Below are 13,960 nucleotides of genomic sequence, written 5' to 3'. Positions count from 1 at the left end.
ATGAAGAAGTACTATGGTTTATTGGTTTTGGGAGGGTTGATGGCCTGTGAGGGCTCGAAGCAGACCGCTGAGAAGTTTCTGGTGGACACCGTGGCGATGGCTAACCACATTCAGACACTTGCCTCGGATGATTTTCTGGGTAGAAAACCATTCACTGAGGGGGAGACCAAAACCCTGGCCTATTTAGAAAATGAGTTTAAAAGTTATGGGTTGGAGCCCGGAAATGGCGACAGCTTTTTCCAGGAGGTACCCATGGTAGAGCTCAATGCTACCCCTTCACCCACATTGGAGATTAGTGGTGCCAATGGCAGTGTGTCGCTCAATGTGAGTGACGAGTTTGTGGCCTACACCGAGCGTGTGGAGGAGGTCAGTACGCTGGAAAACTCTGAGTTGGTGTTTGCTGGCTATGGCGTGGTGGCCCCAGAGTACGGTTGGAACGACTATGAGGGACTGGATGTGAAAGGCAAGACAGTGATCGTGTTGGTGAACGATCCCGGATTTGGAAGTGGTGACAGCACCTTTTTCAAAGGACAAACCATGACTTACTACGGTCGCTGGACTTATAAATATGAGGAGGCTGCCCGTCAGGGTGCAGCAGGGATATTCATCATTCACGACACGGCACCTGCAGGTTATCCCTGGTTGGTGGTGAGAAACTCCTGGTCAGGTGCCAGCCTCTACCTCGATCAGGCTGCAGGACAGTACAAGCCTTTGGTACAGGGGTGGATCACCCGCGAAGCGGCCATCAAGATCTTTGAGGCTTCCGGCAAGGACATGAAAAACTATGTAGAGAAATCACGCAGTACGGATTTCACACCTACGGCCCTGGATATGACGGCCAGTGTCACCATCACGAATGGCATCAAAAGGGCCTCATCCAAAAACGTGATTGCGATGGTGAAAGGCACAGAGAAGCCCGATGAGTATGTGCTTTACACTGCCCACTGGGATCACCTGGGTGTAGGCCAGCCGATAGATGGAGACAGTATCTACAATGGCGCGGATGACAATGCCTCTGGTACTGCGACACTGCTCGCAATCGCCAAGGCATACGCCGACAACACAGAGAAGCCTAAGCGAAGTGTCTTGTTTCTGGCCGTAACTGCTGAGGAGCAGGGACTCTTAGGTTCTAAGTATTATGCAGAGAATCCGATCTATCCTCCTGCCCAGACGGTGGCCAATATCAACATGGATGCTTTGGCCTACTATGGCCCAATGAAAGACTTTACTGTAGTGGGTTACGGACAGTCCGAGCTTGATGATCTGGCGGGAGCCATAGCCGCACAGCAGGGGCGGTATGTCATGCCTGATCAGGAGCCGAGCAAGGGTTATTTCTTCCGATCGGATCATTTCCAGTTTGCCAAAGTAGGCATCCCGGCCATGTTTGCCAGTGGTACCTATGAGCACATGACCAAAGGCGTGGAGTACATAGAGGAGATGTCCAATGAATACCTGACCAACCGATACCACCGGCCTGCAGATGAGTTTGATGCAGCAGAGTGGCGTTTTGGAGGGATGTTGCAGGATGCCAGCTTGTTTTATGAGCTGGGTTGGCAGCTGGCCAATTCGGATCAGTGGCCCAAGTGGAAGGAAGGCTCCGAGTTTAAAGCCATCCGCGAAGGAAAATAAAGTGGATCAGTTGATCTGGCCCCTGGGGCCTAGTTCTACAACTTCCAGATTTTGAATTTTACCCTCCTGTATCTCCAGACGCAGGAGGGTTTTTATTTTATGAAAGCCATGTTTTCCGGCGGCTCCCGGGTTGATAAAGAGCAGGTTGTTGGCTTTGTCTGGCTGCACTTTGAGGATGTGTGAATGCCCACATACCAGCACATCTGGCTGGTGGGTGCGGATGAGCTCCCGCACCCGGGGGTTGTAGCGGGGAGGACTCCCTGCTATGTGTGTCATGAGGATTATCTTTCCCTCACGTACAAACACCAGATCTTCCGGACTGGCTGCGCGCACTTCGTGGCCATCTATATTGCCAAATACGGCCATGGTGGGCCTGAAAGCTTCCAGTTGTTGGAGGGCATCCAGTGTCCCAATGTCCCCCGCATGCCAGAGCTCGTCGCATTGGCTGAAGTACTTGAAAACGGAAGGATCCAGGTAGCTGTGGGTATCTGAAATGATGCCTATGCGCATGTTGGTCAAAGTTGGATTGCAAGTTAGATAGGAAAAGACAAAGCACTAAATGGTGGAGGAGACAAGCTTTTCCGATTAATCCATCGGTGTAGCCACCTGGCTTAGCTATTTGCTATTTTGTTTGGATGAATCTCTATGCTTTTTCTTAGTGTTTCTGAAATCCATTTTGAGTCCGATCATCAACCAGTCATACCGGTCATTGGTGTCTGGTATGAGCCTGTTGGCATAAGTGATTTGAAATCCCAACCCTCTTTTGCCGGGCACCTCCGAACCGATTCCGATCACTTTGGCGGCCGGATAGTTAGTGAACGAAGTGAAATCTACATTCACACCCGCTACTCCATAAAACCTTTGACTCCCAAAGAGTAAGTCATATTGCATGCCAAAGGGTCGTAAGACTCCCCCGTACAAAGCGGCGTCCCCGGAAAAAGTGAAATTGCCTTTGTGATAAATCTCATGCTTGAGGTCTATGACTGCTCCTGGCAGGTACACCCCATAGAGGGTCATGCCAAGTTCGTTACCCTTGCCCAGACCTGCGCGATAACTGATGATGGGTTGGAACCCAAATACTTCCGCGTCATCATTAGCCAGGATGGGGTCAGCCACGAGTCCGTAGGTCCATGATTGCTCCTCTTTTGGTAGGGCGACCGGGGAGGTCATTCTGTTGTGCATGACACAGCCACCCAGCAGTAGGAGGAGAGCAAGTATTTTTAGGTGTACTGAGGGTTTCATTGGATAGTAGCGCCATACAAAATAACGGATTGCTGCGAAATTTCCTATTGGATCATGATGTGAGCTCAGCTATTCCTTCCAATGTAGTATGAGTAAACCCATTAGTTAAGAGCCCTCAAAAATGCCCATTTGTTCCATTCTTAACACTTTTTAACACCTTTTCTAACTTGACTTAAACCAACAGGGATATTATACTTGCGGGCGAGATTATTAAAGTTCTTAGTGATCATTAGTTTGATAATTCTATGATTAATTCAATGAACCTATGTCAATAATAGTAGAGAACCTTACCAAGAAATATGGTGAGCAGAAAGCAGTGAATGACATATCGTTTGAGATCAAAACGGGCGAGGTAGTTGGCTTTTTGGGTCCCAATGGGGCCGGGAAAAGTACTACCATGAAGATCATCACCTGCTTTATGGCACCGTCCTCAGGAGACGTGCGACTGGACGATGACTCCATCCACACCAACCCTGAAACGATCAAACGAAAGATTGGCTATCTGCCAGAGAATAATCCCCTGTATCTGGATATGCCTATCATCGATTACCTGCGGTTCACAGCAGAAATTCAGGGTGTAGCCAAAGGTGCCATTGCCGGACGCATCGGTGAGATGATAGAGCGATGTGGACTGGATAGAGAAAAGCATAAAAACATCAACGAACTGTCCAAGGGATACCGCCAGCGGGTGGGGTTGGCACAAGCCATGATCCACGATCCTGAGGTGCTCATACTGGATGAGCCTACCACAGGGCTCGATCCTAACCAGATCGTGGAAATCAGGAAGCTGATCAAAGACCTGGGCAAGGAGAAGACGGTGATTCTGAGTAGTCACATCCTCTCCGAGGTGGAGGCCACTTGTGATCGCATTCTGATCATTAACAGAGGAAGGATAGTCGCAGACGGAACCTCAGACACCCTCAGAAGTCAATCGCAGGGACAGGAGCTGCTGAAAATCCACATAGAAGCCGATCCCTCCCAAGTAGAGACGGCTGTCCGGGGACTTCCATCTGTGGAGAAAGTGATGTCGCTGGATGGCAAGGCGGGCTGGTTCAATGTGCAAAGCAAGCCTGACCTGAGCTCCAGAAAGGAGATTTTTGACCTCTGTGTACAGCATAAATGGTATCTCATGGAAATGAGCGGTCTGGAAACCAGGCTGGAAGACGTATTCCAAAAACTAACGAAATAACTATGAGCAAAGTCTGGATAATAACAAAACGAGAACTTGCGTCATTTTTTGATTCACTGATAGCGTATGTCATGATCATCCTCTTTTTAGGACTGAGTGGCACTTTTACATGGTTGGTGGGCACCAACGTCTTTTTGATCAATCAGGCCAGCATGCAGGTTTTCTACAGCATCGCCTTTTGGTCTTTGTTTTTCTTCATTCCGGCCATCACCATGCGAATGATCGCCGAAGAAAACAGGGCCGGCACGATAGAATTGCTGATTACCAAAGCCGTTTCAGATAGCCAGATCGTTTGGGGCAAGTTCCTGGCCTGCTTCATTCTGGTGCTTATCGCCTTGCTTTGTACGGTGCCTTATTACATCACCATTTCCCAGCTGGGCAATATTGACGATGGTGCTGTACTTGGTGGATATTTGGGACTCATCTTACTCTCCGCGAGCTATATCAGCATTGGGCTTTTCGCCAGTAGCATCACGCAAAACCAGATCGTAGCCTTTTTGATGGCCATGTCCATCGGTATTTTCTTCCAACTGCTGTTTGATGTGATTGGAGGATCTGTGCGGGGTTTTTTCGGGGAGCTATTCAGCTATCTGAGCATGAATACCCACTTTGAATCCATGAGTCGGGGAGTAGTAGACAGTCGCGATCTGATTTACTTCTTTTCCATTATTGCATCCGGTGTGATTCTCTCACAGGTGATGCTTTCCAAAAGAAACTGGCAATCATAAACACATTTAGAGATGAACCGAAAGAACATAATTATACAATTGGGTATAGTGCTGGCGATCATCCTGGTGGCCAATCTGATTTCCAATGAGCTGTATTTCAGGCTCGATTTTACGGAGGATAATCGATACACCTTTAGCGATGCTACCAAGGAAGTCATCGATGAACTGAATGGGGTAATTACGGTGAAAGCCTACTTTTCTGAGGATCTTCCGCCGCAGCTGATGAAGAACAGGCAGGATTTTCAGGACCAGCTGGTGGAGTATGAAAATCACTCGCAGGGCAACATCGTTTTCGAATTTGTCAATCCGAATGAAAACGAGGAGGCTGAACGTGACGCTCAGCAGAATGGCGTGAGTCCGGTGATGATCAACGTGACCGAGCGTGATCAGGTACAGCAGATGCGTGCATACATGGGCGCTGTACTGAAGATGGATGACCGCACAGAAGTGATCCCGCTGGTACAGCCCGGTGCTGCCATGGAGTATGCCATTACTACGGCCATCAAGAAGGTGTCTATTGCGGACAAACCCAAATTGGGGCTGATACAGGGCTATGGCGAGCCCTCGTTGCAGGCGTTGCCTCAGATGATGGATCAGCTTTCTGTCCTCTACAACGTCGAGCCGTTTCGCCTGCGGGATACCGCGGCAGTACCAGGCTATTACAGGGCGTTGATCTGGATCAACCCCAAGGACTCTGTGAATCAGGCTGACTTTGCCAAACTCGATCGATACCTCAGTCAGGGAGGGGGAGTTTTTGTAGCACACAGTAGTGTAGAAGGAGACCTGCAGCAGGGCTTGCTCTCGAGGGCCACCGATGTAGGTTTGAAAGGATGGCTGGCCACCAAAGGATTGGTGTTGGGTGATCAGTTTGTGGTGGATGCGCAGTGTGCTTCTGTGAATGTGCAGCAGCGTCAGGGATTTTTTACTATCAATTCGCAGGTGGAGTTTCCTTATTTCCCTACGGTCAACAACTTTGCTGATCATGCCATAACCAGTGGGCTGGAATCGGTGATGTTTCCTTTTGTAAGTCCACTCTCATTTAATAATAGAGATACGTCATGGACACAGGTGCCGCTGGTCTACTCTTCTGAGAACTCTGGTATCGTGACTCCACCGTCTTATATTGATATTCAGAAGAAGTGGAGTAAGGGTGATTTCCCACAAGGCGCGCAAATACTGGTAGCAGGGTTGGACAATGGCATGGCCCGGATAGGCGTGGCTGCCAATGGTACCTTCTGTGTGAATGGTGAGGGTCAAAGACCGCAGCAGCAGAATCAGGACAACATCAACCTGGCATCCAATATGATCGACTGGATTGCTGATGATACCGGCCTGATAGACCTCCGTACCAAAGGCATCACTTCCAGACCACTGGAGAGTGTGGAGGATAGTACCAAGGCCATGATCAAGTATGGTAATGTGTTTGCACCGATCTTGTTGATTCTGATTTATGCGTTTATCAGAAAACAAATGAATCAGCGTAAGCGACAGAAGTGGATGCAGGGTAATTTTGAGTAAAAGAAATTCATGAAAACAGAAAATTGATTGTAGCATGAAAGGAAAGAAAATAGTCAGGTTATTGGTGGTGTTAGTGGTGCTGCTGGGCGTGTTTCTGGTGGTGAAGTATACCGGGAATTCCGGGCGAAGCAAAACCTTTCGATCCAGCCTCGTGGAGATAGACACTGCCACAGTGAGTAAACTCGAAATCCTGAGCCCTCAGGACACAACGGTGCTCACGAAGGAATCAGGTGAGTGGAAGGTTAACCAGCAAAAGAAAGCTGACAAGAATACTGTCAAGGCTTTGATGAACAACCTGAAGCAGATCAAGCCCAGCAGGCTGGCTTCACGCTCAGAGGACTCCTGGAAGGATTTTCAGGTAGACGGAACCGGTACCAGGGTGATCGCCTACGAAGGGTCAGATAAGGTGCTGGATATCATCCTGGGTCGCTTCAATGTGGAAGGGCAGCGGTCCTTCTATTCTTATGTTCGGCTCAATGAGGAGGCGGATGTGTATGTGGCCAAGGATTTCATGAAGATGAGCATTGGTACGGGCTCTGCTGACTATCGCAATGATGACGTGGTGAGGTTAGTGAAAGACTCTGTCTCCAGTATTGCTTTTAACTATCCGGATAGTGCGTTTTCATTGGACAAAATTGCTGGTAAGTGGCAGCTGGGCGAAATGGCCGCAGATTCAGCTTCAGTAGCTAAGTACCTGCAGTCTCTGGCATTTGTCAATAGCAAGAACTTCGGGGAGCGCGGCAGTGCACCGGCCAGATATGATCTCGTGATTGGTCTGAATAGTGGGAATGACATTCAGGTGACTGCTTATGGTGAGGATGAATTCAGTTCTTCTTACAATGAAGACGAATATTGGGAAGATGCTGCAGTGCTGGATAAACTCTTTAAGGGAAAGTCTTATTTTACGGGAAAATAGGAGGGTATTTCTTCTGACGAAAAAGGCCGGGATCAGCTTTGCTGATCCCGGCCTTTTTTATTCTCCCTGATTGAAGGGGAGTTAGTAAAAGCTTGGTTTTACAGTGGTGGTATTCGGAAGTACCCGGCAGTCATCCGGATATATTGGCAACACCGCTATCCTGTCCAGCATGGAGCTCTCGATGGTCAGGGTATCCAGTGCCACATCCGAGGCATAAAAATAACCCACGACCAGCTCATCAATATCATTAATGTTGATGATGTTGCCCGTAATGGAAGCTGGCGGCGGATCGAAGATATCACCATCAATACTCAACTGATTCTGTATCAATTCATAGAACTTATACGCTCCGAGTGACAAAGAATACCTTTTAAGGGTCATTACATACTTATCGATGAATCGGTACCCATTATCAGCCAGGAAAAATAGCCTTGCGTCCGTTTCGTTATTCCCCAGCGGGAATGATGAAATGATGATGCTATTATTTTCTTCATATTTATAGCAATCTGCACAGCAGTCTTTGGGTGCTGGTACCGGACCTCTTCGTGTTGCCCGCTCATAGAGTTCAGGGAAGGTCTTGATGTAGTGCGTTCCATCATAATCCCACAGGTAAAAGTTGGATGTATTTTCCTGCTTTTCATAATTAGCATACACATCCACTCCAATCCTGTAATTGAGAAGATCATTTTCGTTGAGATATGGATATTCGTTGTATACGGTATAGAGTGTATCCAACACATTGACGGACTCCACGGTTTCCGGTGTGGAATTATAAATTTTATCTCCAATTTCAATATTGAGGACATAGCTTTTACCCACTACAGCCTGAAAATCAGCAGGGGTAGCATACAATCCGTTTCCCTGAAAGGCCAAAACTGTTGTTTTTCCTTCATTGTCTCGAATGGCAACATCTGCTCTATCCACCGGGGTGATGACCCCATCAAAAATACTTCCGTACTTGGCACTTTTAGTGATGTAGATCAGATGCGGACCGGGTTCTGTGGTGACCCTTCCCTCCACTACGAGTACTTCCTGAAATGAGTCACTCTTGACGTCAAGGGGATCCACACAGGCATTTAATCCGATGATGGTGAGTAGCGTTAATATATAAGTTAAGTTTTTCATCTTCTATTCAAGACTTAAAGGTAAAAGGTAAATGAAATAGAGGGAAACGGAACCCCAAGCACCGCCAGTTGGTAGGCCTGCGGAGGGCTTCCTACGACATCCTGTGTAAATACAGAAAACGGATTCTTTCTTCCATAAAGGTTGTAGACGGAGAAGTTGAATTCCGCATTTTTATTCTCAAAGACATAAAATTTCTTCGTAAAAGAGATGTCTAGCCTGTGGTACATCGGAGCTCTCTCCGTGTTCCTGTTGGTGTATAGGGATAGTACACTACTTCCATATTCAAACTTACCGGCAGGGTAGGTGATGGGCTGGCCAGTCTTAAAGGTGAATGTGGATGAAAACTCCCATTTTTTAGGCAACTGATAGATCAGCACATTGGTGAAATTGTGCTTTCTGTCGTAGTTGGCTGCATACCACTCACCCCCGTTGATGGTCTCCCTCTTGTAAGGTCCCTCGATTTTTCTCAAACTTCTGGAATAAGTATAACTGATCCAGCCTTTTAGTCTCCCTCCGGAATTCTTTTTCAGGTACAGCTCTAGTCCGTAGGACCTCCCTTGTCCTGAATTGAGTTCTGTTTCTATGTGGTCGTTGAGGAAGAGATTCGCACCATCTTTATAGTCTACTACATTGTCAATCTCCTTATAGAAACCTTCCACGGAGGTTTCAAATTTATTTTTGTTGAAATTCTGGAAATAACCCAGGGAGAGCTGCTCTGAAATCTGTGGTTTCAGGTAATTATCACTCAGCTTCCAGATATCATTTGGTGCAATGGTGGTGGTATTGGAGATCAACTGAATGTACTGGTACATTCTGTTATAGCCCAGCTTGATAGAAGACATGTCTGATAGGGTGTATCGCGCGGTGAAACGTGGTTCCCAACCTGAGTAGGTTTGTATGGATTCATTGTCCCCAAAGTGCAGCGAGTCCACGATCGTTTCTTCTATCTTCTCCCGGTATGGTTCGTAATAGTAAATGGTGTGTCCACCCAGGTAATTGTAGGTATTGTATCGAATGCCTCCGGTTACAGACAGCCTGGGAGTGATCTCATAAGAAGCATCCAGATAGTAGGCTATTTCATTGGCGTTTTCCTCCTGCACCTTTTCAGCATCAATGCTACTTGTTTCAGGATTGTCAGGCTTTAACTCTCCCGGTTGAAGCATAGTCCGGTTGAAGTTTACACCTGCGTTGAGTGAGGCCTGATCATTGAAAATATACTCAAGGTCAAGGTTTAAAATCTGATTATTGATCTCCGTATTGAGCTTGTATGGATTGACCAGACTTCTGTTTTCAATTGTATTGGAGTAGGTGCTCAGGGCTCCTGTAGCTTTCAAACTGAATTTGTCACTGAAGCTATGGTACCAGTTGGCCGCCTGGTAGAAGTTAACCCAATTATAGATGGTATCTCCGGCCAGATTGAAGTTGTCTGAGCTTTTGTAGATGGAATAGGTCAGTTTATTGCGGTTGTTCAGCTTCAGGTTAGCTATGACATTGAAATCATAAAACCCTGCAGAACTTTCGCGAATATCCGGATCATCAAACGCCTTGAGCGTGTAGTTGAGGTAGGACCTTCTTACACTTCCCAAAACGGAAAGTTTTTGTTTAATGATGGGGCCCTCCACGGCCAGTTTAGAACTGACCACTCCAACAGACAGATTCGATTTCCACTTGTCGTAATCCCCATCTCTATACTTGACATGCAATACCGAAGACGCCCGACCACCATATCTGGCAGGCACGCCGCCTTTGTATAAGGATACATCGTCTACTACATCTGCATTGAAGGCAGTGTAAAACCCAAATAAGTGTGCCGGGTTATAGATCGGCACATCGCCAAGGAGTACCAGGTTTTGATCTGACCCACCTCCACGCACGTTGAAACCGGTAGAAAGTTCAGAGTTGGTACTAACACCCGGGAGCAGGGTTAGTGATTTGATCACGTCCACTTCTCCCATGACCATAGGAAGTTCCTTGATGGACTCTATAGAAAGCGAGTTTTTGCCAATATCCGTACTCTTCACATTGGCATCTCCCTTACTCCCTGAGATCACTACCTCGTCCAGTTGTGTGCTGGCCGGTACGAGGTATAACCTGAAATTACCAGACCCCAATACCCGGGCTCTGAAAGTACTTACCTGAAAACCTACTGAAGTAGCTTCCATGATAATCTCACCTTTTGGTGCTCTTAGCCTGAACTCTCCATTGATATCCGTAACAGTAGCTTCCTTGAGCTCCGGAATGGAAACGATGGCGCCGATGATGTCCTCGCCGGTTTCTTTGTCCATGAGCTTGCCATAGATATAACCTTTATTACCGGAAAATTCCTTTCCATTGATGGTGATGATATCCTGACCCACTGCCACTACGGACAGGCTGATGGATAAGGCCAATGCGAGTAAGTATTTTATCTTCATTTTCTAGTCAAGTAAGTCAGAGGAACGGGAGCCATGAGATCGGCTTTTTTGATTGCTAATTTCACGGGAATGTCTATTGCTTAAAGGTAAAGGGTTCGAATTTCCAGAATTCGGTACTTTCAGTACTGGAAGCACCTCTGATGACATATAGATTTCCATCCCCGTCAAATTGTATGTCTGTGGAATACGACGCCTGACCTTCAAAATTGTTCTTAGTCAATACCTCACCGGTTTCCAGATCGAGCTGGTACATGGCAGATTGAAAAGGGAAAAGACCAAATATCAGGAATTTACCTCTTTGGAAATAAGCAGCCCCCGATTGAACATTCATGCTCAATTCAGTGAACTTAGAAAATTCCAATGTGGATAAGTCATATTTCCAAACGGTGTTGTCTTCTGTATGGAACAGATAGATGGCACCATTGTAGTAGGTGTTAGGTGTGCTCGCAGTTATCGCAAAGGGCAGCTTTCCCAGATAAGACCACTCCCCATCAGTATATCGCCAGATCGTCTCGCCGCTGTTAATTCCCCCCAAAACAATCAAATCTTGATTGACATAAAAAGCCAGAGGTTTGACACCCATGGCAGGCGTAAATCCAAGATCCGTGATGGTCCCATCACTTTCCAGTTTACCAAACCGATCAGTCAGGGTGTACTGAAATCCCGAGAACGTTTCTCTGATCTGTGTCGCACCTGCACCAAACAAACCATTAGGAGTATAGAATGCTCCTTCTGCAAAGTATTCTTCACTTGTAAGAGCAGTAGGCGTTCCCCAGGCATTGGTGGTAAAATTGTAATTGTGGATAGAGCCATTTTTTTGACTCTCAGAAAATGCTCCTAGATAGATAAAAGCCGAGTTGCCTTCGGTCTTCACCGCTGCATTGGTCATTCTGTTAATCGGAAACGCACTCAGTTTTACCCAGTTGCCGGTCTTATATTCAAATGTATCTACGAGCACCTTTCTTCCATCAAAGTTGGCATAGACAGGCACCCGATAATCTGTTTGCGGTGCAGGGACTTCTACTTTCAGTTTATAGCCACCGAGTCTTGATTTTATGACTGCTGTGGTTTCTCCAAAAAGAATGCCCATTTCGGTAGTGAAGTTGGTGCCGATGATCTCTATCTGATCACCTGATTCTCCGTAAAGTGATGACACTTTAGTGACTGAACCTTCGAAGGTACTGATGCTCCTGATGTCACTGTAGAACTTATTGTTGCCTGAGGTCACATAGGCACGATAGTAATAGTCCGTCTTCTCTTCCAGCAGGTTGAACTCTGAGAAGAACAAGCCTACGGTTTTTTTCTCACCCAGGGAGACTACCTGCGGGGCAGAGAACGACTCATCTTCAGAAAATTCGAATCCGTGATCACTGGCCGTACCTTCAAGGGAATAGAGGCGACCAAGGAGGCGAATGTCGTTGCTTGATATGTAAATCACATCCTCCAAAAGCACCACCGTTTCCGAATCTGTGATTTCATTAAAAAAGCAGCCACTCAATGAAAAGGCTATAAGAAGTGCGTAAACTATTTTCTGCATATATTTTATTTGGAAAATGAAGAAAAATCAGAACTAAATAAGGTAAAACCGTAACTTCCTAGAACAATCATCTTCACAAAAACCACTACTTATTTGTGAAAATATTTCAACGAAAGTGATGTTTTTTTATTTTTAACCTTTCTTTTCCGTTAAAAAACGGCAAGGTAACTAATTGCACTATTCAATTCAACCGAACAAGACCTCATCGGGTTGGAATTACTTAAGTGGTAATTTTTTGGGATGAATGCATTCAGCGGTATGTACTTTAGCCGGTGCAGGCCGTTAGAAGAACTTTGAGAGAACTATAAAATCAGGATTTTAGTTTAATTTGATACATTTGAGTTGTTATGAAAAAGCTGATGAAGAACCTTTTTGTTTGTTTGATCCTCATATTACCAGGAAGTATTGCCCATGCTCAGGAGATCGAGTGGCTAAGTTTTGAAGAGGCCGTGGCCAAATCCAAAGAGGAACCCCGAAAGTTGCTGATAGACATCTACACAGACTGGTGTGGGTGGTGCAAAAAAATGGACCGTGATGCCTATGCCAATAGTCATGTGGCGGAATACATCAGCAAGAATTTCTACGCTGTAAAGTTCAATGCCGAACAGACCGAATCCATCGAATTTGATGGACATACTTTTAAGTTTGTTCCCCAGGGCAGGCGAGGAGTGCACGAACTGGCAGCGGCTTTGACCAACAACAAACTTAGTTATCCCACTACTGTTTTTATGGATGAGAATCTTCGCATCATCCAGCCCATTCCCGGGTATATGAATGCCAAATCACTGGATCCTATTTTGAAATACATTGGTGGTGATAAGTTCAAAAATACCAAATGGGAGGATTTTCAAAAAAATTACCAGTCTTCTTTGTAGCAGATGCAACCGTTTTGATTTTGGTAAGTCTTTAAAAGAAAAACAACTCACATGAAAAGATTATCCTTAACCATGTTGGCAGTCCTCGTCCTTTTTTCAGGGATTGCCCAATCCACCAGAAACCTTTCTTCTTTTTCGGAAGTCACTGCCCAGGAAGGGATTGATGTGTTTTTAACCAAGGGAAGTAGCGAATCTGCGCGTATTGAAGCAGATGGTATCGCTGTTGATAAAGTACTTACCGACGTGTTTGGCGGCACACTTAAAATACACCTCGATGGAGACAATCACAGGAATGTAGATGTCAAGGTGTATGTCACCTTTGTAGATCTTGACGCATTGAAGGCCTCTTCCGCTGCTTCTATCAGGGTAGAGGGGACGGTTCAGGCCAAAGGTGATTTCGATATTTCCTGTAGTAGCGCCGGTGACATCAAAGTGGCGGTAAAGGCAGACCAGGTAGAGGTGGATGTGTCCAGTAGTGGAGATGTGGATTTAGAGGTTTATGCGGATGATATTGACATTGAGGTTTCGAGTGCCGGAGAAGTGAATGTATCGGGCGAGGTGAGAAACCTGGATGGCAGTGCCAGCAGTTCCGGGGATATTGACGGTTATGACCTTGTGTGTGAGGATGCAGATTTGAGAGCGAGCAGTGGTGCTTCTATCAAGGTGACAGTGAATGGTGAGCTTACGGCTCGTGCCAGCAGCGGTGCCAGCATCCGATACCAGGGATCTCCCAAGAACACGAATAGCGATAGCAGCAGTGGAGGCTCAGTGAAAAGATCTTAAAGGT

12 protein-coding genes are annotated in these 13,960 nt (G+C 46.4%); 7 read left to right on the top strand and 5 right to left on the bottom strand.

What is annotated here, in order from left to right; all coding sequences use genetic code 11:
- Complete coding sequence (locus RIH33_RS05315; RefSeq protein ID WP_406650789.1) at window positions 1-1,629, top strand: M28 family metallopeptidase; 1,629 nt, start codon at window positions 1-3, stop codon at window positions 1,627-1,629.
- 6 nt (window positions 1,630-1,635) lie between these two features.
- Here the strand turns inward: RIH33_RS05315 and RIH33_RS05310 are convergent, their stop codons facing one another.
- Complete coding sequence (locus RIH33_RS05310; RefSeq protein ID WP_406650790.1) at window positions 1,636-2,139, bottom strand: metallophosphoesterase family protein; 504 nt, start codon at window positions 2,137-2,139, stop codon at window positions 1,636-1,638.
- 105 nt (window positions 2,140-2,244) lie between these two features.
- Window positions 2,245-2,871, bottom strand: coding sequence for a hypothetical protein (locus tag RIH33_RS05305; RefSeq protein ID WP_406650791.1), 627 nt, complete (start codon window positions 2,869-2,871; stop codon window positions 2,245-2,247).
- 265 nt (window positions 2,872-3,136) lie between these two features.
- Between RIH33_RS05305 and RIH33_RS05300 the strand changes: the two genes are divergently transcribed.
- The 4 genes from RIH33_RS05300 (at window position 3,137) to RIH33_RS05285 (ending at window position 7,222) form a co-directional block, all read left to right on the top strand.
- A complete protein-coding gene (locus RIH33_RS05300; protein WP_406650792.1) occupies window positions 3,137-4,060 on the top strand; it encodes an ATP-binding cassette domain-containing protein in 924 nt (307 codons plus the stop codon).
- A 71-nt stretch (window positions 4,061-4,131) separates the two neighbouring features.
- Window positions 4,132-4,788 (top strand): ABC transporter permease subunit, encoded by a 657-nt coding sequence (locus RIH33_RS05295; protein ID WP_406658697.1) that lies wholly within the window; start codon window positions 4,132-4,134, stop codon window positions 4,786-4,788.
- 12 nt (window positions 4,789-4,800) lie between these two features.
- Complete coding sequence (locus RIH33_RS05290) at window positions 4,801-6,306, top strand: GldG family protein (RefSeq protein WP_406650794.1); 1,506 nt, start codon at window positions 4,801-4,803, stop codon at window positions 6,304-6,306.
- A gap of 34 nt (window positions 6,307-6,340) precedes the next feature.
- Window positions 6,341-7,222 (top strand): DUF4340 domain-containing protein, encoded by an 882-nt coding sequence (locus RIH33_RS05285; RefSeq protein ID WP_406650795.1) that lies wholly within the window; start codon window positions 6,341-6,343, stop codon window positions 7,220-7,222.
- Window positions 7,223-7,303: 81 nt separating this feature from the next.
- Here the strand turns inward: RIH33_RS05285 and RIH33_RS05280 are convergent, their stop codons facing one another.
- The 3 genes from RIH33_RS05280 to RIH33_RS05270 form a co-directional block, all read right to left on the bottom strand.
- On the bottom strand, window positions 7,304-8,347 hold the full coding sequence (locus tag RIH33_RS05280) for a DUF4249 domain-containing protein (RefSeq protein ID WP_406650796.1): 1,044 nt from the start codon (window positions 8,345-8,347) through the stop codon (window positions 7,304-7,306).
- Window positions 8,348-8,361: 14 nt separating this feature from the next.
- Complete coding sequence (locus RIH33_RS05275; protein ID WP_406650797.1) at window positions 8,362-10,761, bottom strand: TonB-dependent receptor domain-containing protein; 2,400 nt, start codon at window positions 10,759-10,761, stop codon at window positions 8,362-8,364.
- A 73-nt stretch (window positions 10,762-10,834) separates the two neighbouring features.
- Window positions 10,835-12,298: a hypothetical protein gene (locus tag RIH33_RS05270; RefSeq protein ID WP_406650798.1), complete on the bottom strand. Its 1,464-nt coding sequence runs from the start codon at window positions 12,296-12,298 to the stop codon at window positions 10,835-10,837.
- Between the two features lie 347 nt (window positions 12,299-12,645).
- Here RIH33_RS05270 and RIH33_RS05265 point away from each other — a divergent pair, with 347 nt between their 5' ends.
- Both RIH33_RS05265 and RIH33_RS05260 read left to right on the top strand, forming a co-directional pair.
- A complete protein-coding gene (locus tag RIH33_RS05265) occupies window positions 12,646-13,173 on the top strand; it encodes a thioredoxin family protein (protein ID WP_406650799.1) in 528 nt (175 codons plus the stop codon).
- A 51-nt stretch (window positions 13,174-13,224) separates the two neighbouring features.
- On the top strand, window positions 13,225-13,956 hold the full coding sequence (locus tag RIH33_RS05260; protein ID WP_406650800.1) for a head GIN domain-containing protein: 732 nt from the start codon (window positions 13,225-13,227) through the stop codon (window positions 13,954-13,956).
- The last annotated feature ends 4 nt before the right edge of the window (window positions 13,957-13,960 follow it).

Origin of the sequence: Marinoscillum sp. (genome assembly GCF_040222955.1) — a bacterium.
In the GTDB taxonomy this organism is placed as follows: domain Bacteria; phylum Bacteroidota; class Bacteroidia; order Cytophagales; family Cyclobacteriaceae; genus Marinoscillum.
This window is presented reverse-complemented; position numbering and strand designations above follow the sequence as displayed.

What these genes read in the sequence shown, in the direction of transcription:
- RIH33_RS05315 (WP_406650789.1), top strand. Translation starts at nt 1, where the DNA reads ATGAAGAAGTACTATGGTTTATTGGTTTTGGGAGGGTTGATGGCCTGT.
- RIH33_RS05310 (WP_406650790.1), bottom strand. Translation starts at nt 2,139, where the DNA reads ATGCGCATAGGCATCATTTCAGATACCCACAGCTACCTGGATCCTTCC.
- RIH33_RS05305 (WP_406650791.1), bottom strand. Translation starts at nt 2,871, where the DNA reads ATGAAACCCTCAGTACACCTAAAAATACTTGCTCTCCTCCTACTGCTG.
- RIH33_RS05300 (WP_406650792.1), top strand. Translation starts at nt 3,137, where the DNA reads ATGTCAATAATAGTAGAGAACCTTACCAAGAAATATGGTGAGCAGAAA.
- RIH33_RS05295 (WP_406658697.1), top strand. Translation starts at nt 4,132, where the DNA reads ATGATCATCCTCTTTTTAGGACTGAGTGGCACTTTTACATGGTTGGTG.
- RIH33_RS05290 (WP_406650794.1), top strand. Translation starts at nt 4,801, where the DNA reads ATGAACCGAAAGAACATAATTATACAATTGGGTATAGTGCTGGCGATC.
- RIH33_RS05285 (WP_406650795.1), top strand. Translation starts at nt 6,341, where the DNA reads ATGAAAGGAAAGAAAATAGTCAGGTTATTGGTGGTGTTAGTGGTGCTG.
- RIH33_RS05280 (WP_406650796.1), bottom strand. Translation starts at nt 8,347, where the DNA reads ATGAAAAACTTAACTTATATATTAACGCTACTCACCATCATCGGATTA.
- RIH33_RS05275 (WP_406650797.1), bottom strand. Translation starts at nt 10,761, where the DNA reads ATGAAGATAAAATACTTACTCGCATTGGCCTTATCCATCAGCCTGTCC.
- RIH33_RS05270 (WP_406650798.1), bottom strand. Translation starts at nt 12,298, where the DNA reads ATGCAGAAAATAGTTTACGCACTTCTTATAGCCTTTTCATTGAGTGGC.
- RIH33_RS05265 (WP_406650799.1), top strand. Translation starts at nt 12,646, where the DNA reads ATGAAAAAGCTGATGAAGAACCTTTTTGTTTGTTTGATCCTCATATTA.
- RIH33_RS05260 (WP_406650800.1), top strand. Translation starts at nt 13,225, where the DNA reads ATGAAAAGATTATCCTTAACCATGTTGGCAGTCCTCGTCCTTTTTTCA.